Source organism: Candidatus Agathobaculum pullicola (genome assembly GCF_052117205.1).
GTDB classification, from domain to species: domain Bacteria; phylum Bacillota; class Clostridia; order Oscillospirales; family Butyricicoccaceae; genus Agathobaculum; species Agathobaculum pullicola.
Genome location: NZ_JBQKJP010000017.1, coordinates 24896 through 44738, shown reverse-complemented (window position 1 = coordinate 44738; position 19843 = coordinate 24896). Strand labels below are relative to the sequence as shown.

The 19843-nt window shown below is 56.1% G+C and carries 18 protein-coding genes; 6 read left to right on the top strand and 12 right to left on the bottom strand.

The features are described from left to right. Position 1: 1 nt before the first annotated feature. The 5 genes from purF to csaB form a co-directional block, all read right to left on the bottom strand. Positions 2-1477 (bottom strand): amidophosphoribosyltransferase, encoded by a 1476-nt coding sequence (gene purF, locus ACTQ3V_RS07790; protein ID WP_441467028.1) that lies wholly within the window; start codon positions 1475-1477, stop codon positions 2-4. A 25-nt stretch (positions 1478-1502) separates the two neighbouring features. Beyond that, a complete protein-coding gene (gene purC, locus ACTQ3V_RS07785; protein WP_441467027.1) occupies positions 1503-2213 on the bottom strand; it encodes a phosphoribosylaminoimidazolesuccinocarboxamide synthase in 711 nt (236 codons plus the stop codon). Positions 2214-2315: 102 nt separating this feature from the next. Continuing rightward, positions 2316-2807 (bottom strand): 5-(carboxyamino)imidazole ribonucleotide mutase, encoded by a 492-nt coding sequence (gene purE, locus ACTQ3V_RS07780; RefSeq protein ID WP_441467026.1) that lies wholly within the window; start codon positions 2805-2807, stop codon positions 2316-2318. A 274-nt stretch (positions 2808-3081) separates the two neighbouring features. Beyond that, a complete protein-coding gene (locus tag ACTQ3V_RS07775) occupies positions 3082-4260 on the bottom strand; it encodes a glycosyltransferase (protein ID WP_441467025.1) in 1179 nt (392 codons plus the stop codon). Next, positions 4257-6497 carry a polysaccharide pyruvyl transferase CsaB gene (gene csaB / locus ACTQ3V_RS07770; protein WP_441467039.1) on the bottom strand — a complete coding sequence of 747 codons (2241 nt, stop codon included), beginning with the start codon at positions 6495-6497 and terminating at the stop codon, positions 4257-4259. Before csaB ends, ACTQ3V_RS07775 begins: the two co-directional genes overlap by 4 nt. A 171-nt stretch (positions 6498-6668) precedes the next feature. On the opposite strand from csaB, the gene ACTQ3V_RS07765 reads away from it, so the two are divergent. The 5 genes from ACTQ3V_RS07765 to ACTQ3V_RS07745 all read left to right on the top strand — a co-directional run bounded on the left by ACTQ3V_RS07765 (position 6669) and on the right by ACTQ3V_RS07745 (position 12212). After that, complete coding sequence (locus tag ACTQ3V_RS07765) at positions 6669-8114, top strand: lipopolysaccharide biosynthesis protein (protein ID WP_441467024.1); 1446 nt, start codon at positions 6669-6671, stop codon at positions 8112-8114. A 117-nt stretch (positions 8115-8231) separates the two neighbouring features. Then, complete coding sequence (gene aspS, locus ACTQ3V_RS07760; protein ID WP_441467023.1) at positions 8232-9557, top strand: aspartate--tRNA(Asn) ligase; 1326 nt, start codon at positions 8232-8234, stop codon at positions 9555-9557. A 187-nt stretch (positions 9558-9744) separates the two neighbouring features. Continuing rightward, positions 9745-10281 (top strand): RNA polymerase sigma factor, encoded by a 537-nt coding sequence (locus ACTQ3V_RS07755; protein ID WP_441467022.1) that lies wholly within the window; start codon positions 9745-9747, stop codon positions 10279-10281. Next, complete coding sequence (locus tag ACTQ3V_RS07750) at positions 10262-11671, top strand: hypothetical protein (protein WP_441467021.1); 1410 nt, start codon at positions 10262-10264, stop codon at positions 11669-11671. The genes ACTQ3V_RS07755 and ACTQ3V_RS07750 overlap by 20 nt, the downstream gene beginning before the upstream one ends. Before the next feature lie 298 nt (positions 11672-11969). Continuing rightward, entirely contained in the window at positions 11970-12212 is a 243-nt protein-coding gene (locus tag ACTQ3V_RS07745) for an HPr family phosphocarrier protein (protein WP_297274437.1), read from the top strand. A 249-nt stretch (positions 12213-12461) separates the two neighbouring features. Here ACTQ3V_RS07745 and ACTQ3V_RS07740 read toward each other — a convergent pair whose 3' ends face one another. From ACTQ3V_RS07740 to ACTQ3V_RS07725, 4 genes are read right to left on the bottom strand one after another with little or no spacing between them, the layout of a single operon-like run. Further along, positions 12462-13526 carry an aminopeptidase P family protein gene (locus tag ACTQ3V_RS07740; protein ID WP_441467020.1) on the bottom strand — a complete coding sequence of 355 codons (1065 nt, stop codon included), beginning with the start codon at positions 13524-13526 and terminating at the stop codon, positions 12462-12464. Positions 13527-13536: 10 nt separating this feature from the next. Continuing rightward, positions 13537-13971, bottom strand: a complete 435-nt coding sequence (gene aroQ / locus ACTQ3V_RS07735; protein ID WP_373163661.1) for a type II 3-dehydroquinate dehydratase — start codon at positions 13969-13971, stop codon at positions 13537-13539. Next, positions 13968-14828 (bottom strand): TIM barrel protein, encoded by an 861-nt coding sequence (locus ACTQ3V_RS07730; protein WP_441467019.1) that lies wholly within the window; start codon positions 14826-14828, stop codon positions 13968-13970. The genes aroQ and ACTQ3V_RS07730 overlap by 4 nt, the downstream gene beginning before the upstream one ends. After that, the gene (locus ACTQ3V_RS07725; protein WP_441467018.1) at positions 14821-15333 is read right to left on the bottom strand and encodes a YqeG family HAD IIIA-type phosphatase; all 513 of its coding nucleotides are present in this window, start codon (positions 15331-15333) and stop codon (positions 14821-14823) included. The genes ACTQ3V_RS07730 and ACTQ3V_RS07725 overlap by 8 nt, the downstream gene beginning before the upstream one ends. Before the next feature lie 128 nt (positions 15334-15461). Here ACTQ3V_RS07725 and ACTQ3V_RS07720 point away from each other — a divergent pair, with 128 nt between their 5' ends. Beyond that, complete coding sequence (locus ACTQ3V_RS07720; RefSeq protein WP_441467017.1) at positions 15462-16232, top strand: glycoside hydrolase family 18 protein; 771 nt, start codon at positions 15462-15464, stop codon at positions 16230-16232. Here the strand turns inward: ACTQ3V_RS07720 and ybaK are convergent. The 3 genes from ybaK to ACTQ3V_RS07705 form a co-directional block, all read right to left on the bottom strand. After that, the gene (gene ybaK, locus ACTQ3V_RS07715) at positions 16219-16698 is read right to left on the bottom strand and encodes a Cys-tRNA(Pro) deacylase (protein ID WP_441467016.1); all 480 of its coding nucleotides are present in this window, start codon (positions 16696-16698) and stop codon (positions 16219-16221) included. The two genes, ACTQ3V_RS07720 and ybaK, sit on opposite strands and share 14 nt — an antisense overlap. Before the next feature lie 108 nt (positions 16699-16806). Beyond that, a complete protein-coding gene (locus ACTQ3V_RS07710; protein WP_441467015.1) occupies positions 16807-18654 on the bottom strand; it encodes an S-layer homology domain-containing protein in 1848 nt (615 codons plus the stop codon). Positions 18655-18667: 13 nt separating this feature from the next. After that, positions 18668-19843, bottom strand: coding sequence for an ABC transporter permease (locus tag ACTQ3V_RS07705; protein WP_441467014.1), 1176 nt, complete (start codon positions 19841-19843; stop codon positions 18668-18670).

Sequence of the window (19843 nt, the reverse complement as noted above, 5' to 3'; positions counted from 1 at the left end):
CTTACTCCTTGTCTTTGTTCCTATCGAGCGGTATTTCATTTTCAAACATATTTTTTTCCGCCTGCTCCGGCACGGGAACCGGATACTCGCCCGAGAAACAGGCGTCGCAAAAACCGAGCTTACAGCCGACCGCAATTTTGCGCGCCGCCTCAAGCGACAGGAAGCCTAAGCTGTCCACACCGATGATCTCGCGCATTTCCTCAACCGTACGGCCATGCGCCAAAAGCTGGCTGCGCTCCGGGATATCCGTGCCGAAAAAGCAGGGATGCCGGAACGGCGGCGCGGAGATGCGCATGTGCACCTCGGCCGCGCCCGCGTCACGCAGAAGCTTTACCAGCCGCGCACAGGTCGTGCCGCGCACAATGGAATCATCGACCATGATGACGCGCTTGCCCTCTACCGCCGTGCGCAGCGCGTTGAGCTTGAGCCGCACCGAGCGCTCCCGCTTGTCCTGCCCCGGCTGGATAAACGTGCGGGCGATATAACGATTTTTGATGAGTCCGACGCCATACGGGATACCGGAAAACTTTGCATAGCCGATAGCGGCAGGGATACCGGAATCCGGCACACCGATGACCACATCCGCACCGACCGGGTGCTCAATGGACAGGTATTTGCCGGCCTCCTGCCGGGCAAGCTCCACGCTTGCTCCGTCGATAATTGAGTCCGGACGGGCGAAGTAGATATACTCGAACACGCAGGCCGTGCTTTTGCATTGCACGCCGCAGTGCATCGAGCGCAGCTCACCGTTTTCCACCACACAAACCTCGCCCGGCTCCACATCGCGGACGAACTGTGCGCCCAATGCGTCGAGCGCACAGGTTTCAGAGGCGAAAATATACGCCCCATCCAGCAGGCCAATGCACAGTGGACGGAACCCGTGTGGGTCGCGCGCGGCAATCAGCTTGCGCGGACTCATCACGACCAGCGAATACGCGCCCTCGATGATGCTCATGGTGTTTTTGACCGCTTCTTCAATGCTGCCGCATTTGAGTCGTTCGTTAACGATGGTATACACCAGCACCTCGGTGTCGTTCGAGGAGCGGAAGATGCCGCCGTTTAACTCAATACGGCGGCGCAACTCGCCCGCGTTGACCAGATTGCCATTGTGCGCCACGGCAAGGTTGCCCTTGACATGCGTAATCGCGATCGGCTGCGCATTTTCTCTTGACTGGTTGCCCGTTGTCGAATAGCGGACATGGCCGACGGCCATCGAACCGGGCATGCCGTCCAAAATATCCTGACCGAACACCTGACTGACCAGGCCAACATCCTTATGGCAGCGGATAACGCCGCGGTTGTTGACCGCGATGCCCGCAGCTTCCTGCCCGCGGTGCTGCAGGGCGAACAGCGCGACATAGGCTTCATGCGCGGCCGCAATCTCTTTGCCCGGAGGGGCGGCGATGCCAAACACGCCGCACTCCTCGTGCACCTTATCAAATGGGGTTTTACTCTGCTTTAAAATTCGATATTTCATGAATTTGCCTTTTTCTAATCGGGGTTTATTTGCTCATTACGCGCTTCATGATTTCTTCATAGGCCTCTTCCACGCCGCCCATATCGCGGCGGAAGCGGTCTTTATCCAGCTTTTCGCCCGTGGTCTTGTCCCACAGCCGGCAGGTGTCCGGGCTGATTTCGTCCGCCAGCACGATGGTGCCGTCCGCGGTCTTGCCGAACTCGAGTTTAAAGTCTACGAGCGTGACGTTCAGCGTATCAAAATACTGCTTCATCACTTCGTTGACCTTGAAGGCCATGGTCTTGATGCGCTCAATCTCCTCGCGGGTGGCAAGTTTGAGCGCGATTGCATGATAAGCGTTCATGAGCGGGTCGCCCAGATCGTCGTTTTTGTAGGAGAATTCGATGGTCGGCTCGTCAAACACAATGCCTTCGTTTACGCCGTAACGCTTGGCAAACGAGCCGGCCGAGATATTGCGGATGATCACTTCAAGCGGTACGATGGACACCTTCTTTACCACGGTCTCGCGGTCGGAAAGCTGCTCGACGAAATGCGTCGGCACGCCCTGCTGCTCGAGCAGCTGGAACATATGGTTGCTCATCACATTGTTGATGACACCCTTGCCGGCAATTGTTCCCTTCTTTTCGCCGTTGAAGGCAGTCGCGTCATCCTTGTAGTCCACGATAACCAGATTTGCGTCATCGGTTGCAAAAACCTTCTTAGCCTTGCCTTCGTAGAGCTGTTCTTTCTTTTCCATGTTCATATTCCTCCATTTATGTGTGTAATTTAAAACAAAACGGTTTTGTTTTGGGTTGTACCCGACCGACGCAATGGTCACGCCTGCCGCGCCTTTACCCTTTTATGCAAACTGCGCCTTGATTTTTTCATCCTTGGCCATGACCTCGCTTGCCATGTCCGCCTTAAACTGCGCGAGCTTGTCCGCGAGCGCGTCGTCCGACAGCGCAATCATCTGCGCCGCCAGAATCGCGGCATTGTCCGCGCCGTCGATTGCAACCGTCGCCACGGGAATACCCTTGGGCATCTGCACAATGGACAGCAGGCTGTCCATACCGCCCATCACGCTTGTGCCCATCGGCACGCCGATAACCGGCAGGATCGTATTGGCCGCCAGCACGCCGCCCAGATGGGCTGCCTTGCCCGCTGCTGCAATGATAACGCCGAAGCCATCTTCTTTGGCGTTCTTAGCCAGCTGCTCGGCCACCGCCGGCGTGCGGTGTGCAGAGCAAATGCGCACTTCGGTCGGGATAGCAAACGACTTTAAACGGTCGATGCACTTCTCCATCACCTTCAGGTCGCTGTCCGAGCCCATGATGACCAGAACTTTTTTCATCTGCAATTCCTCCTCAAAAACAAATGAGGACACGGGTATACCCGTGTCCTATATGCGTTCAATGTGCTGCACCAATGCCCGAAACCGTGCACCAATGCCCGGACTTTTCTGTTGTTTGCATCAAGAAAACACTGCCGGTCATATGCGCACCTCTTTCTATCAGGCGGTCGGTGAAGATACACTATTATTTTATCCAAAACGCCCGTGCATTGCAAGCATTTTACACTCTTTTTTCCTCTTTTGTGCAAATGCCCAAAGATATTCGTCCCATGCGTCAGCTTTCGTGCAGAACGCCCCCGGCATACAGCACAGCCTCCATCTGATGCACCCGCTCGGTCCAAGAGCACTGCGCACCATAGTCCAACCGCTTCTGCACCTTCTCCGGGTCGTTTTCCGCTGCGGCCATGTCGCACATCGAAAGGAATTCATTCGCGTTGTGCGCAATATAAACCACGTCCTTGAAATCCTCCACCTGCAGCGGCTCGCGCGTGGAAACGATCGGCTTTCCCGTGGCGAGGTACTCATAGAACTTGAGCGGTGACACGTCCTTGCTCAACGCGCCCGCACGAAATACGTTCAGGCACACGTCCATTTGCGCAAGGTATGCGGGCAGCTCGGGCTGCGGCACAAGGCCGTGAAACACAATATTCGGATATTGCTGCAAGTGCGTCAGGTCTACCCCCGGCAGCGTGCGGCCAATGAGGAAAATGGTCGCGTCCGGCCGCTCCTTTGCCAGCCTTTCGATCAGCGCATAGTCGATGCACTCCTGCAGCATGCCGACAAAGCCGAATACCGGATGCTTCAGGTCTTTCATATCCGCCGGGCACGGCAAACTGTCCTTTTCCTTCTGCACACGTGAGAAAATCTCGTATGCCGCACCGTTTGGAATCATGCTGGTTGTCGGATTGATTTTTTCGAGCGTTTCGGCCAAACCAACTGCCGTCGCAAACACCTGATCGGCGGGTTTTGCCAAATCGCGCTCCATCTGATCGACCACCGCCGGGTTGATGTGGCCCTTGTAGGCCGAGTGGCGGTCTACGCAGTCGTACACCAGTGCGCAGTGCGGCACATGCTCGACAATATCGCACGAGGACGGCGAATAGCACCACAGCACGGTTTCATCCCCAAAGCCATGCTCGCGCATCTTTTTGCGCACAAAAGCCGCCTGCCGCTTCTGGTTGATTTTGTTCACCCAGCGGAACTTGTTGAAAAACGGCAGCACGGGCGGCAGCGCATATACTGTGATATTTTCATGCCCTTCGACCTTTTCCCCCGGCTGCTTATACTTATTGATATAAGCCGACGCTTTTTTGTCCTTGAGGGGCGCAATCAGCGACACCGGCGGGTCAAAGTACAGCACCTCACTATTCCGCAGGCGGCTCATCACATTCTGCTTGCGCGTCGGTAACGGGTGATAGTTGGTGGTTGAAAGGCAAACGATATGGTTTTTCACTCTTCTGCCTCCTCCTTTTCTTCTTCAATGCCAAGCAGAATTGCCGCGCCGCGCACATTTTCATGCTCACGCTCACGCAGCAGCTTAGCGTTGCGCCGCACTTCCTCATCCAGCGCACCGGACAGACACTTATCGATCAGGCCGCACAGCTCGTCCGCGCGCACCTCGCGCAGCTGCAAACAAGTGCTGCTGCCGATATATTTGAGAAAGCTGTCCACCTTGATATCGTAGCTCATGCCGACAACCGGCACGCTCTGCCCCGCCGAGAACATCAGCGAATGAAGGCGAATACCAACCACAGTTTTCATTCGTGCGAGGATACCGATGGTAACCTCAATGGGCTGGCGGGTTCTCACCGCATACCACGGACAGTGCAGCAGCGCGCCCACCCGCTCGGCGGGCGTCAAATCGCTGGGAAACTCAATCGGCACAAATACCGGCGTCAGGCCATGCTTTTCATAAGCGTAATCCGCCGCCGCCGCAATCGCAGGCAGCGCCGCGTCCAGTCCTTTCCAGTTGCGCAGACCAAAGCCGATATAGCGCCCGTTCGGGTCGATGCCGCTCTGCTCCATAGCCAGCGACACCACCTCATACGGTGCGGCGTCCAGAATAATGGTCGGGTCGGCGGATACGCGGATGTCCGGCCGGGTCACGCCCATGCGCGCCAGCTCCTGCCGGGAGTTTTCATCGCGCAGTGTGATGCGGTCGACCGACCCCTGTATCGTCTTCGCCGCCATCTTGCGGTTGCCCGCGCGGTTGATGGGGCCGATGCCGCAGCCGTACATCATCACCTTGCAGCCGCGCTTTTTTGCGGCGCGCAGCGTATAGCAATAATACCAGATGGAGCGGGTAGAGGTCACGTCCTGCATCAGCGTGCCGCCGCCGTTGATATACAGCGCCGCGCGGCGGAATCGCCGCAGGATCGAAAAGATGTTAAAGGTGTATACCGCACCCGTGCGGTAAGTCAGGCGGGTCTCCTGCGGGCGGCGGGACATAACGCAGATCGTGCGCTCGGGCGCGAGCGCGCGCATCTCCTGCACAATTGCCTCCAAAATCGCGTCGTCGCCCGCATTGCCGCGTCCGTATGCGCCGCAGACAACGATGCTCTCGCGCTCATCCTTCGGGCGATGAAAGCGCGCCAGCAGGTGACGGTAATTGGCTTCCTGCCGTTCGCACATCTTGTCCTTGGAGAAATCGCGCGATGCTTTCTCGTACAGCGCCTGCGCAAAGGTTTGGCGCAGCTCCGCGTCGTTTGCCAGCCGCACCATGTATTCGCTGAGCTTTTTATAATCTCCAATTGGGAAAATATAACCGTTTTCGCCCGTGTCAATCAGCTCTGACATACCACCCACATCCGAGCAGATGGTCGCGCAGCCCGCGCAGACGCCTTCGAGAATGGAATACGGGAAGGTCTCGGATACCGAGGACAGCAAATTGATATCCATTGCGCGGAAAAACGGCTCGACCGGCAACACCCAGCCGCAAAACGTCACGCGGTCGGTAACATGCAGCTGTGCACACAGCCTTTTTAGCATCTCCTCATCCTCACCCTCGCCTGCGATGAACAGGCGCAGCTGCGGCGCATCCTGTAGCGCCGCGGCAAAGGCGCGCACAGTGGTCGCGATATCCTTAACGGCCGTCAAGCGCGCGGCGATGCCACATAACACGTCGCCATCCTGGATTTCCGCGCCGTAGGTCTCTTTCAGATACTGCGCACGGTCAAACTCGCCCTCGGGGCGGTGAAAATCCATGCCGTTATAAATTTTGACGATGCGCTCGGGATCGAAGCCGCGCTCAATGAGCGTGCGCGCCATGCGGTCGGCCACAGGCTGGTAGAAATCCAGAAAACGCAGCGCCACCGCATTGGCTGCGCCAAAGGTATGCTGCTTGAATGGGTTACCCAGATAATCCAGCTTATAGTCCGAGTGCACGGTCGTCAGCACCGGCACGCGGCGCGTGCGGCGCACCATCGCCCCCATCAGGTTGGCGCGGCCGCCGTGACAATGGATGATATCCGGCTGAAACTGATCGACCAAATCACGCATCGCCCGTGCTGCGCGGAACGGGTTGTGCCGCTCGATCACGCGCACATCGATGCCGCGCTCGCGTGCCTCATCCGCAAACGGGCCTGCGCGGAAGGAAATCAGCATCACTTCATTGCGTCTGGCAAGTCCGGTGACGGTATTCATAATTTGGGTCTTGGCGCCGCCCACGTCGCCGCCGCCCATCACATGCATCACTCGCAAAACAGATTCCTCCAAAGGACATTTTCTCACAGATATAGACAGTATACCATGGATACCGTGTAAATGCAAAACGCAAGTGCCACTGTTTACAAACCGTTATTTGTTTTTCCCGAAAAACCATGTTATACTATATTTATCTGACCGAAAGCGAGGGTTTTTCCTTTGTCCTCCAAAAATACCATGACGCGCGATGCGATGCTGTTCCTGCCGGCCAAGGTCATCGAAGGCCTGCTGGTCATTGCATGCACATCACTGTATACGCACCTGTTTTACGAGTCCACCGTCGGCACGTTCAACTTTATCAACTTCAACGTGCAGATCGCCTATCTGATTCTGGCCGGCTGGATGGCAAACGCCGCCACCCGCTATGTCGGGGAAGAGTTCGGCAAGGATCAGGGACGCGGCCTGTTCTCGACCGTCTCGACCGTATACCTTATCATCTGCGCGGCGGTTGCTGTCTTCTGCTGCGGCGCTGCCGTGATCCTGCACGACCCCCTGTATCTGGGCTTTATGACCATGTTTTTCAGCTACACGGTCTTTCAGATTCTCAATTCCGCGCTCATTCAGCTCGGCCGTATGCGTGCCTCCATTACGCTCAGCCTCACCTCCGCCGTGCTCAAACTGCTGGTTGCTTACGGACTGGTGTTCGGTATGCGCAACCCGGCCTCCCCCTTCCCTGCCATCTGTGCCAACACGGTGGCGGACGGTGTGGCCGGTATTGGCGCGGTGATCGCACTCGGGCTTCCGTCGATTGCGCGACTGCGCTGGTTCTCGCGCGAACTGTTCGGCAAATTCCTGCGCTTCGGCGTGCCGCTGATGGGCGTTTCCATCTCGGTCACGTTGCTCAATCAGATCGACAAGTATCTTGTCGTCGGCTTTTTCGATATGGATTCCTACGGCATCTACTCATCCAACAACTCTATTGCTTCCGGCCTGTTCACCATGATTTCGGTCGGCATCATGCGCGGCGTATACCCCGCTGTGCTGCGCGCGTGGCGCGAGGGCGGACAGTCCGCGGCCAAGCCCTTGCTCGATCAGGGCGTACGGCTGTATCTGCTGATCGCTGTACCGGCAGTCGCCGGCCTGACGGCGGTCGCGCTGCCGATGTCGCGTGTGCTGTTTGCCAAAGGGTATGACGCAGGCGCGCCGGTCATTGCGTACACAGCATTTGCCATGCTGTTTATGGGGCTGACGGAATACGCCAACAAGGCGTACGAGCTGGAGCAAGCTACCGTGCATGTGCTGCAAAACAGCGCGGTGGCTGCGGTTATCAAGGTGGTTTCCAGTGTTATTTTGCTGCGCGCGTTCGGATTTACCGGCGGCGCCATGGGCTCGATTGTTGCATTTGCGTCCTACTTTATCATCACCTGTGTGCGAGTGCGGCGGCGTTTTCTGTTCCATGTGCCTGCCAAAAATCTGACCCGCATCATCGTCAGCGCCGCGCTGTGCGGCGCGGCAGCCTTCGGCTGCACTCTTCTTCCGGTGGGCAACCTCTTGCAGCTGGTCTGCGCCGTACCTGCGGGCGCAATCGTCTACGCCGTGTGCATTGTCGCCAGCGGCGAAGGCCGCGCGGAAATGCAGGCCGTGCTGCGCAAGCTCAAACGATAAGACCATTTTATCCGTTGCTTTTTCACCTTTTTCTCGCAAAAAACTTGTCTATTTTGCAAATCAATGGTATAATATGACCCTGTATGAAAATGCTGAAACAGAGAGGCGTTAATAATTATGGAAATGATTCACGAAGCGGGCCAGTATGTCGATACCGTAAAGCGTGTGTGTGATGCAGTCGGCGGCGAAGTCACCTTCCGCGGTACGGTGCACCGCGTGCGCGATATGTCGGACTTTGCGTTCGTCATCATGCGTGTTGAGCGCGGTCTCATCCAGTGCACCTTTCAGGGAGACGAAATCGGCGGCATCAAGCGCGCCGAAATTAAGGATGCCATGGTGCTTGAGGTCACCGGTGCGGTACACGAAGAGCCGCGCGCGGAGCACGGCATCGAGGTTGTGCTAAGCGCTATCCAGGTGATTGGTCGTCCGTACGACCAGCTGCCGGTACCGCTGGGCAAGAAGTATATGGGCCTGTCGCTCGATGTAGATTTGCCGCTGCGTCCGATTACGCTGCGCCATCCTATCAAGCAAGCGGTGTTCCGCGTGCAGGGTGCAATCGCGGACGGCTTTGCACAGTATATGCAGTCGCAAGGCTTTACCCACATCCACACACCCAAGATTGTGGTTGCGGGTGCGGAAGGCGGCGCAAACCTATTCAAGCTCGACTACTTCGGCCAGCCGGCCTACCTTGCGCAGTCTCCGCAGTTCCACAAGCAGTATCTCGCCGGCGCGTTCGGTCGTGTATTTGAAGTCGGCAGCGTATACCGCGCCGAGCGTCACAACACCTCGCGTCATTTGAATGAATATATCGGTCTGGACTTTGAGATGGCATACATTGACTCGATGTACGATGTCATGGCGATGGAAACCGGCATGCTCAAATCGGTCATGGCTTATGTCAAGGAGCACTGTCCGGAAGAGCTTGCTCTGCTCAAGGCGGATATCCCGGAAATCACTGAGATTCCCACCATCCGCTTCCATGAGGCCAAGCAGATTATGGAGGAGAAGTACGGCCACAAGTCCAAAAACCGCTACGACCTCAACCCGGACGAGGAAGTGCTGCTCTGCCAGTGGGCTAAGGAAGAGTACGGCAGCGAGTTCGTATTCGTCACTCACTTCCCGTCTGCCAAGCGTCCGTTCTATGCGATGGACGACCCGGAGGATCCCAAGCTCGCCCTGTCGTTCGATCTGCTGTTCCGCGGTCTGGAAATCACCACCGGCGGCCAGCGTATCCACGATTATCAGGAGCAGATTGCCAAGCTGGAAGCACGCAAGATGAATGTCGAGCTGTTTGAATCGTTCACCATGCTGCACAAATACGGCATGCCGCCGCACGGCGGTCTGGGCATCGGTCTGGAGCGTCTGACCATGCAGCTTTTGAAACTCACCAACGTGCGTGATGCGTCCATGTTCCCGCGCGACATGAACCGCCTCGAGCCGTAAAATATAACCGCAAACACCGTCGTAATGTACAATTCCGACGGTGTTTTTTTGTTTATTTATTTCCCCACCCCATCCCATTTCATAGGATTTTAGTAACAAAACGGAAAAATTCCGGAAACACTGTCACAAAATGTGCCTGACATCCGTTATAAAGGGTGAACATGTTCCTAAGAAAGGGGGCGCAGTCATGGACGCCCGCCCACTCGACGAGCGCTTTGCTGAAGGCAGCGAGACAGCGCTCGCAGATGCCATCGCGCTGTACGGTCAGCCACTTCTGCGATATTGTCATCACATTCTATGCGACTATCACGAAGCACAGGATGCCGTGCAGACCACGTTTATCAAAGCCTATGACAACCATCACCGGTTTTGTCCGGGCACTAGCCTGAGCGCATGGCTGTACCGCCTTGCCTATACGACCTGCGTCGACCTGCTGCGCCACCGCAAGCGCCAGCTTGTCACGCCACCGCCTATGGCCACCGACCCGGATTATATCGGCGAGGACCTGCGTCGCGCACTCGAAACCCTATCGCCTGAACAGCGCGCGCTGGTATACAGCCGGGTCATCGAGCAGCGTAGTTTTGATGCGCTTGCCGTTATTTACGGCAAACAGGCCGCAACCCTTCGCAAACGGTATGAGCGCGCACGAAAAAAGCTGGCCCAAGCATTGCAAGGCACACCAGCAGAGAGGAGGAGCAAGGAATATGAAACTCACACCGGATGATCTGCGCATCCGCCAAGCGCTGGAGCAGATCGAAACGCCGATGTATGATATTGTCGGTGCGGTACGTGAGCAGCGCGCCCGCCGCAGCCGCCGCATGCCGCTGCGCAGCCCACAGCGCTTTCTGGCCGCTATCCTTGCCGCGGTTTTGCTGACCGCAACTGCCGCCGCGGCTGTGGTGCAGTTCTCCGGCGGCTGGAACGCACTTTTTGGACAGAACGTAATGATACCGGACGGTCTGGCCACTCCCGTGCGGCAAACGCAGACGATCGAGGGATGCACCATCACGCTGGAAGACGCTATCGTCAGCGAGGACGACGTGGCGGTCCTCTATTCTTTCCGCTATGCGGATAACTCCATCGTCAACACCGATTCACGCATCACCCTTTTGGGCAATTCCAACCTGCTGATGGACGGTTCGGATGAATACTGCGTGTCCTCCAGCGGGATGGGTTCGATGGACAGTCAGGATCCTTCGGTAGAGTATTACTATGAGGCATTCTCACTGACCGAGGATCCCGGCGACCGTCAGCTGACTCTGACCATCGATCCAGCATCCTGCATGGAGCAGACCGATACATTGTCTGTCCCTGTGAATCTTGCCGCTATCTATCGTTCTCATCCGGTTTCTTATCAGGCGGAGGATAGCGGAGCCGAGCGGCTCACCGCCCTGCAACAGCAGGACTGCACGAGCGCTATCCTGCCGCAGTCCTATCCATCCCCCGAAATCCAATTTGCAGGCGTCGCCTTTGAGGGCGACACTTTGTGCGTTTCGCTCCGCATGCCCGAATATGATTCCTATGACAGCGTGACCGCACAAATCGATGCCTTACGGGATATCCGCAACAATCATCTGTACTATGGCTCTTTGCACAGCTACGGAGACGCAGGCCAGGCCACTGAACTTTGCGAAACCCAGTTTAAGGGGCTAACAGAGGCTGATTTGCCCTATCTGGAGCCGCAAATTTCTTACCGACGTTATACGCCGTTGACCGAAACCGGCTGGTCGTTTTCTTTCAGCGCGCCAAGCGTAAAAACGCTGACGCGTGAGTTAGGCCTGACCATGGCGGACGGTATTCGTCTCGAGCAGCTCACCATTACGCCTCTGGGCGTGGAACTTTCCGGCACCATGCCGATCGATCCTACATCCGAGGATCCACTATATTTCGACGACTGTGAGACACCGGTTGTAACGCTTGTTCTGCGAGACGGCACCACCGTGCAGACACTTTCGCACGGAAACTCGCTCAGCTTGGACAGCTCTGATACAACAACAGCGCAGCTCGGCATCGAATACCAATACCAGAACGATTCTGAAAGCCGTCGTTTCCTGCAAACCGAAACAATTGCAGCTATCCGAATCAATCATATCACCATTTCGATAGAAGAGTAGAAAGCCCTGTGGGGGTAAATGAGGCCGGACGGTGTGGGGCTGTTCCGGCTCGGCATACAACAGCTTGCTGATACGCAGGCTGTTCTTTTTTGGTTATATTTATATGAAATTTTCACATTGCACAGTTTTACCGCGTATCATTTGTGCATTAAACACAAGAATCACGAAACACATCCCTTTCCCCGCTTCATAATGATGAAAAATACCGGATAACGTAAAAAACTCTTTCCTTTCCATATTTTTATGCTATAATGATAGCAGAAAAGAACACAGTGCTTTAGAAATGGAGGTAATCATTATGACCAGAGGTATCCGCGTAAAGAATACGGATGATATTCAGAAGATTAACAAAATTGTCACCAAGTACGGCTTTGACATTTGGATTCATGGCAAGAGCGGCATGGTAGACGCCAAGAGCCTGCTCGGCATGTTCCTGCTCTCCCTCAACGAGCCGCTACAGATCGTGCTGGAGGATGATGTCGATCCGACTGCCCTGTTTAAGGATCTGGCTGACTATCTGGAAATCGAGGACGAGGAGTAATCTCCTTCCGTATCCGAAATACTTAAGGCAATACCACATCATTCAGCAAGAAGGATTTGCGTGTCAATTTTGCGTCCAGATGCGGCACAGTTTTGCAGCAACACTTGATGTATTGCAAGAAATCGCAACAAAATCTGGGCACAAAATTTGTGCAAAGCATCGAAGATGCAATTGTGCGGTGTTGCCTTAACAGCAAAGCACCGGAAACACAAGCGTTTCCGGTGCTTTTTTCTATCTGATATTCACTTTTTACAAAATGCGCAGCGTCTTTGGCGCTTCAGTCAGATTGATGCAGCCATCCTCAATGACATACAGCATGTCTTCGGTACGCACGCCGAATTTCCCGGGCAGATAAATGCCCGGCTCAGCCGTTAGAATACTCCCGGCGGGCAGCAGCGCATCGGAACGCGAGGACGCGGTCGGCGCCTCGTGAATTTCCAGTCCCACGCCATGACCAAAGCCGTGGCCAAAGGCATCGCCGTAACCCGCCGCCTCAATCACACGGCGCGCCGCGCCGTCCACCTCCCGGCCGGATATACCCGCCTTACAGCACGCGATACCCGCCAGCTGCGCATCCAGCACAATATCGTACACGCGCTGCATTTCCTCAGTCACGTGCCCAACCGCAACCGTGCGCGTCATATCCGAGCAATAGCCGTCCACAATGCAGCCGAAATCCATCGTTACGAAGTCTCCCGCCGCAATCGTTTTATCGGTCGGCACACCGTGCGGCTTGGAGCTGTTCGCTCCCGACACCACAATTGGGTCAAACGACATATTCTCCGCTCCGTAGTGCAGCATCAGATAAGTCAAGCGCGCGGCGATCTCTTTCTCGGTTACGCCAACACGGATATCGTTCATGACTTCCTCCAGCGCTTGCTCAGCAATGCGCTGCGCCGCGACAATCTTCTCTACCTCGTCATCCTCTTTGGTCACGCGCAAACGGGCAATACTATCCTCCAGACGCTTGGCCGTGGCATGCAGCGCAGTCGCCCATCTGGTATATTCGGCATGCGTCAGCGTCTCGTCCTCCAGCGCCACTGTCCGCACACCGTCCTGCGCAATCAGCTCGTTGACGGCTGCGGTGTAGCTGCGGCCCACACCAATCTCGCGCACCTCAAAATCCGTGACTGCTGCGCGTGCTGCTTCCACATAACGGAAATCCGTATAGAACACCGCCTGCTCCGCGGACAGATACACCACACCCGCCGACGAGTGAAACCCTGTCGCATAGCGACGGTTGACCTCGCTTGTCAGCACCAGCGCATCATACGGCGCTTCCAGCAGCAGCTCCTGCAATTGCTTTCGTTTCATTCCTATCGCCTCATCCGATGATTGCTTTGACCGCGTCCACAGCCAGCAGATAGCTATGCTTGCCAAAGCCCGCAATCACGCCCGCGCACACCGGCCCAATGACAGACTTATGCCGAAATTCCTCGCGCGCATGTACATTGGACATGTGTACCTCCACAGCAGGCAGACGCACTGCGGCAATGGCGTCGCGCAGCGCATAGCTGTAATGCGTATATGCGCCCGCGTTGATGATGATGGCGTCACAGTCCTCACGCGCCGCGTGAATACGGTCAATGAGCGCGCCCTCCGAGTTGGATTGGAACACCGTACACTCCATCCCCAGACGCTGGCATTTGTTGACCACCTCTGCGTTGATGGCGGCCAGTGTCTCCGAGCCGTAAATCCCCGGCTCACGCTGACCGGTCAGATTGAGATTGGGTCCATGAATCAGCAGCACTTTTTTCATTTTTCTATCTCCTTGTGAAAAATTTGCATCATCGTCACTGCATCCTCGGCCTGTGTTCCGGCCGATTCACAAATAAAAGTCGGGGTGTAGCCCCGCGCCGCAGCTTCCTGCGCCACCGGTGTAAAGTCCGGCCCGTATTCCGTATCGGCAAAGGTCAGATGCCGCACCTCGCCCTTTGCGTTGTATTCAATATGTGAAAAATGCGCATGCAGCACGCGCGTACGCTCCACGCCGATGGTGTTCTCCATCCGATCAAACAGGCGCACTACATCCTCACGCGTCGACATGCCGCCGTCCGTGCGGCAGTTGAGATGGCCAAAGTCGATGCAAGGCAGCAGACGCTCGTCCGCTGCAACCAGCTCGCAAACCTCTTCCGCCGAGCCGAGCACACTTTTCTTGCCCATAGTTTCCAAGCAAACCGTACAGCCGGTCAAGTGCTCCTGCTCCAAAGCGCGCAGAATGTTTTTGACATTTTCATGCGTATTGCGCATCGCGCGCTCACGCGTCAGTTTGCCCTGTCCTCCGCAGTGCACCACCATGCGCGTCGCGCCCAGCGGCACGGCCAGCCGCGCTGTTTCCAGCACATAGCCAATGTTTTTTTCCATCCGTTCGGTTTCCTCGGAGGACAGATTGATAAAATACGGCGCGTGGATGCTCATACGGATACCATGCAGTGCTGCCGCCGCGCCGATTTTTCGCGCGGTCTCCTCCCCGCAGCGCACACCGCGGCCGCACTGATATTCAAACGCAGTCAGGCCCTTGGCGGCCAACCATGCAGGCGCGTCCTCACTTTTTTTGAAGCCCTCGGCAGCAAAGGACTCGGAATTGCCCGCCGGGCCGAATCTTGCCTCATTCATGTCGTCCTCTTGCCTCCATTCTGCGCTTGCCGCGCTCGATAAAGCCGCGCTCAATCTGATAGCGCACGTTCACCCAGAAATAATGCCGATCCAGTGTCTGCACATAACAGGTCAGTGCACCGACGCAGTTCCCGCCAAGCACATCGGTAAAAATCTGATCGCCCACGACGGCAATCTGGCTAAGCGGCAGACCAAGCTGCTTTGCCGCGCGGCGAAAGCCAAACGAAAGCGGTTTTGTCGCCCGGCAAATATAGTCCGCGCCGAGCGCGTCGCAAAATTTTCCTACGCGCCGCTCTCGGTTGTTGGAAAACACCAGCACCTGCATGCCGGCCTCGCGCAGCGTGCGCACGAAAGGCGCGAGCGTGTCCGGCGGCAGCGCCGCTTTGTGCGAGGCCATCGTGCCGTCCAGATCAATCAGCACGCCGCGAATCCCATGCTGCCCCAGCAGCGCGGGCGTAATATCATAAATAGAGTCAAACACATAATCCGGAATCAGTTTGTTCATTCGTTCACTCCTGCGTTCTCACTTTGGCGGATGCCACATATAGTGTAATAGAATTTGTCCAAAAAGTCCAGTGCAGCGCCGCAACCTCCGCTTTGCGCGCTGTCCCGAACACAAGGGAGTCGATCATGATGGTATATACGAAAAATCTGGTGCTGGTATGCACCGGCCGGGATACGGCACGCGCAGCCGGGCAAGGCATGCCCGTACTTCACCTTTGCCTGGGCATTACGCCCAAAGGCGCCTTGCAGCGTTTGCAGCTGCCCACCGCACAGGCAAACTGTCTGCTCGGCTTATGCGACCCGCCGCTCGATCTGGCGATGTGCAATCCGGACCGGCTGGCAGCCGATCTGGTTTTTGAAGCCAAGCGCACCGGCGCTCCCGGCGTATTTGCGGACTTTGAACATGATACCCCGCGCGGCCGCGCGCTGCTGAGCGCTTTTGATACCGCGCTGCATGAGGCGGATATCCCGTTTTTTGTCCCGCTATCCTGTGGCCGCCAGCTGACGCATGCGGTTTTGACCACACCGACCGCACTTTCAGGCGGCAGCCTGACGGCCTATATCTCGTCCTTGCAGGGCATCTACGGCGCGGCGCGCGTTGCGGCGTTTTTACAGCCGGTTTCGCAGGATTTCACCCTGCCTTCTACCACACCGAACGGTAAGACTTTGACCAAGGTTGAGCGCGAGGCGCTGCTCATGCACACTGGCGCGCAGCCATTTTTCTCCCGCGAGCTGTGCGCCAAATACTTCACCTACACCGACACCGACGGCCGCGCGCATTTTGTGCTGTTCGATGACGCCTCCACATTGGAGGCCAAGCTCGCGCAGCTGACCGGCTGCGGCGTGCAGACCGTATTCGCGCTGTTTCCGGATGCCGAGGAGTTGCTCAATCCGTCGTAATGGGCGCCGTTGTAGCCCGCGTCAGCGCAATCAGGTCTGCGGGAGCGCACTCAATCTGGTATCCAATTTTACCGGCCGATACAATCACGGTCGGGATGCCGTTCACACGCTCGTCAAACACCGTCGCAAATGCTTTTTTCATACCGACCGGCGAGCAGCCGCCGCGCACATATCCCGTCAGTCCCAGCAGCTCCTTGACATGCACCAGCTCGACCGACTTCTCGCCTGCAGCCTTGGCGGCTTTTTTCAGGTCAAGCTCCTTCGCCACCGGAATGACAAACACATGATAACTGCCCGAACGGCCGCGCGCGACCAGCGTTTTGAACACCTGTTCCACGTTCTGGCCGAGTAATTCGGCCACCGTCACGCCGTCCACCGCTTCCTTGCCGTGCGGATATTCATGTGCGGTATACGCGATTTTATGCTGTTCCAGCACGCGCATCACATTGGTTTTATCCGAAGCCATTTTTCTCGCTCCAATCTGCGTTTTATACAGTTATTATAGCTTCCATTTGTGCAAAGCGCAAGAAATATCAAAAGGGTTTCTCCGAGAGAGAAACCCTTTTTGTCGGTATCATGCAGGACGCGCAATCACAATACGAATACGTCCGCCGTCGTCGGTATCCCTATCGTAATAGCAGGTGACGTTATATACATCAAAATTGTTGCGCAGTTCGGTCAGTGAGAGGAGGCTATAATTTGCGTTCTCATACAGATACACCGCGCAGTCATCCCAGAATAGCCAGCTTTCCCCATCCTTTGTCACGCCAAGCTGCGTGATACCGTCCGGATTTTTGATCTGATTGAGCGCACGCACGGATTGCAGCTGCCCGTTTTCCATCGTCAGGCGCGCCGGTCCGGCTGATGCCCCGAGCGAGCTGCCGCTGGTGGTCAGCGTTTTTTCCTCACCATTTACCAAATAAGTGTACTCGCCCGATGTGCTCATACCGTTCGACTCATTTTTGGCCGAGGTGATAATGCCGTACTCATACAGATCGCCTGTAAAGTCCCGCAAAATCAAATCCGTAATCTCTCCCGCGTCGTTTACCGCACAATAGCGCACATCTCCGCTTTCCAGCACCGCACCGTCTAACCGCGAATCATAAACGCGCACTGCAGCGGTATCGTTGACATCCAGAATCCGGATATCATCCGCCATGGTGCGGCTGCCGATGGTGCGGCCCGATACCGTACCGGTCAGGGAGGCGGATTGCAGGATAGAAACATCGGTTTCGGACGAACCGAAACCGATTGCAACAAAATCGCCCTCTTCTATCGTGGTTTTGGAGCAGGGATATACATAGCTGCCGCCGTCAGTCGCTGTGACGGTGATGGTGCGGGCGGTATACGCATTGCCGACCGCATTATAGTAGGTACCTGTGCCAACCGCGGTGACTACACCGGCAACCGATGCGGCATAGTCCTCTGCGGGCAGTGCATAGGCTACCTTACCGTCTCGACCGAGCAGCAGCGTGACCACATCGCCGATGTTCTGCCCGCCGAGCGCCGACAGCGCATAGGCCGCTTCGCTCGTCTCGATTTCATAGGTATTGCCCGCAACCGTGACCGATGTCGGCGAAGAAGTGGAAGGCGACGCCGACTGATAGGTGCCGCTGACCGCATTGGCGTAAGCCCATATGGTCGAGTCATTATAGTAAATGACATCATACTTCCGCACCATATCGGCCGTGGATGCGTAGCCGTTGCGATAAACCGTCTTGTTTTCGCTCGAAACTAGCTCTGACAGGCTGCTCTCTATCACAAACGGCCCTTCCATGGTGTCCGACACCATACCCAGATAGTCGATTTCTCCGTTGCTGTTCAGGGTATAGCCCAGCGCCTGCGCATAGACCTGTCCGTCCTTGGTGTCGGCATTGAGCAGATTATAAAACAGATACATCATGTTGCGGCGGGTCATGGTCGTGCCTTGCGACGCCGTTACGCCTGTGTTCAGCCCCAGCGACTGATAGAGCACAAGCTGTGCATACGGATAAGAGCCGGAAAAATCCTCGGTGGTGTAGCCGAGCAACTTGAGACAGCCGGTAGCCGCCTCCTCCAGCGTTACCGTCTGATTCGGCTTATAGCTGCCATCCAGATAGCCGGTCAGCCAGCCCTGCTGCACTGCTGTTTTAATGTAACCCGCCGCCCAGTGCGTATAGGGCACATCCTTGAACGGCGAAACATTGGACGTGCCCGTCACCTTGTCTTTGTAGCCGGATGCCGCGACCAGCATCTTGGCATATTCCGCGCGGGTGACTGTTTTGTCCAGATTCATATTGCCGCTTGTGTCGCCCACCATGATGCCGGTCGAGCGGATGATCTGCTCCACCACGCTTTCCGACACTGCTGACGCGGCAAATGCCGACGGCAGGCAGCCGAGCAGCACCGTCGCCGTCAACAGCAGCGAAAGTATCTTTTTCATGCTTCTCCTCCTTTTAATCATAGCGCAGCGCGTCAATCGGATTGAGTTTTGCCGCCTTATTGGCCGGCATAAAGCCGAAAAATACACCGATGAACACCGAAACGCCAAAGCTAACGCCGACCGCACTGACCGACGGCGCCGCATTGATACCGATTGCCTGCCCAAGCGCGAGCGCTACCGCCGCACCGAACACAATGCCAATCACACCACCCAGTGCCGAAGTGGTACCCGCTTCAATGACAAACTGCCGCATGATATCGCGTTTTTTCGCGCCAAGAGATTTACGGATGCCGATTTCACGCGTGCGCTCGGTGACCGATACCAGCATAATATTCATGATGCCGATACCGCCCACAAGCAGCGAAATGCCCGCAATGCCGACCAGCACCATGGTCATCATGCCGGTCATCTCCTCCATCGAGTCAATCATTTCCTGCATATCGGATATGGTATAAAAATCCTCGTTTTCAAACACCGCATACAAAGCGTTATCCAGAATGGTCGTACCCTGCGCATTGAGCGAGGAATCCCATGTGGCAAAGGTATATGTAGCAATCTGCCCGAAGATCAGCTTGGAGGCGGTCGTATAGGGCAGGTAAATGCAGTCGTCCGGTGAGCCTTCCGTCGAGTCATCCTGCTGCTCAATCACGCCGACAACGGTCAGCGCGTTTCCGTTGACCTTAACTGTCTGCCCGACTGCATTCCCGCCCAGCATATTCGCCACATAAGTACCGACCACGGCAACCTTGCTGCGCGCCTCCAAATCCGCATAGCTGATAAACCGGCCGCTTTGCAGGCCCAGACCGTTGATCTCCGCATACTGTTCAGAAACACCACTGACCGAGGTGGACGAAAAGCTGTCTGAATCGGCTGCGGTCTTGACCGAACCCATAACGGATACGGTCGGACTCATCCCCATGAATACATCGGTATTGCCCTCGTACAGCTCATACATATCATCCACATCTACCGTGCGGGACGAACCACGGCCGGTAACATTGACAGTCAGCATATTGGTGCCCATATCCTCAAACATCGAGGTAACCTCGCCCGTCATGCCCTGCATGAGCGAGACAAGAATGATCACCGATCCGACGCCGATGATAATACCCAGCATCGTCAGAAACGCACGCAACTTACTGCCAGCCAGACTTTTGAGCGCCAGTTTAAACGCCTGTGTAAATCCCAT

Bases quoted from the DNA above. Each gene is read 5' to 3' on its own strand.
- purF (WP_441467028.1), bottom strand. From the start codon at position 1,477: ATGAAATATCGAATTTTAAAGCAGAGTAAAACCCCATTTGATAAGGTG.
- purC (WP_441467027.1), bottom strand. From the start codon at position 2,213: ATGGAAAAGAAAGAACAGCTCTACGAAGGCAAGGCTAAGAAGGTTTTT.
- purE (WP_441467026.1), bottom strand. From the start codon at position 2,807: ATGAAAAAAGTTCTGGTCATCATGGGCTCGGACAGCGACCTGAAGGTG.
- csaB (WP_441467039.1), bottom strand. From the start codon at position 6,497: ATGCATGTGATGGGCGGCGGCGACGTGGGCGGCGCCAAGACCCAAATT.
- aspS (WP_441467023.1), top strand. From the start codon at position 8,232: ATGGAAATGATTCACGAAGCGGGCCAGTATGTCGATACCGTAAAGCGT.
- ACTQ3V_RS07755 (WP_441467022.1), top strand. From the start codon at position 9,745: ATGGACGCCCGCCCACTCGACGAGCGCTTTGCTGAAGGCAGCGAGACA.
- ACTQ3V_RS07750 (WP_441467021.1), top strand. From the start codon at position 10,262: ATGAAACTCACACCGGATGATCTGCGCATCCGCCAAGCGCTGGAGCAG.
- ACTQ3V_RS07745 (WP_297274437.1), top strand. From the start codon at position 11,970: ATGACCAGAGGTATCCGCGTAAAGAATACGGATGATATTCAGAAGATT.
- ACTQ3V_RS07740 (WP_441467020.1), bottom strand. From the start codon at position 13,526: ATGAAACGAAAGCAATTGCAGGAGCTGCTGCTGGAAGCGCCGTATGAT.
- aroQ (WP_373163661.1), bottom strand. From the start codon at position 13,971: ATGAAAAAAGTGCTGCTGATTCATGGACCCAATCTCAATCTGACCGGT.
- ACTQ3V_RS07730 (WP_441467019.1), bottom strand. From the start codon at position 14,828: ATGAATGAGGCAAGATTCGGCCCGGCGGGCAATTCCGAGTCCTTTGCT.
- ACTQ3V_RS07725 (WP_441467018.1), bottom strand. From the start codon at position 15,333: ATGAACAAACTGATTCCGGATTATGTGTTTGACTCTATTTATGATATT.
- ACTQ3V_RS07720 (WP_441467017.1), top strand. From the start codon at position 15,462: ATGGTATATACGAAAAATCTGGTGCTGGTATGCACCGGCCGGGATACG.
- ybaK (WP_441467016.1), bottom strand. From the start codon at position 16,698: ATGGCTTCGGATAAAACCAATGTGATGCGCGTGCTGGAACAGCATAAA.
- ACTQ3V_RS07710 (WP_441467015.1), bottom strand. From the start codon at position 18,654: ATGAAAAAGATACTTTCGCTGCTGTTGACGGCGACGGTGCTGCTCGGC.
- ACTQ3V_RS07705 (WP_441467014.1), bottom strand. From the start codon at position 19,843: ATGGGATTTACACAGGCGTTTAAACTGGCGCTCAAAAGTCTGGCTGGC.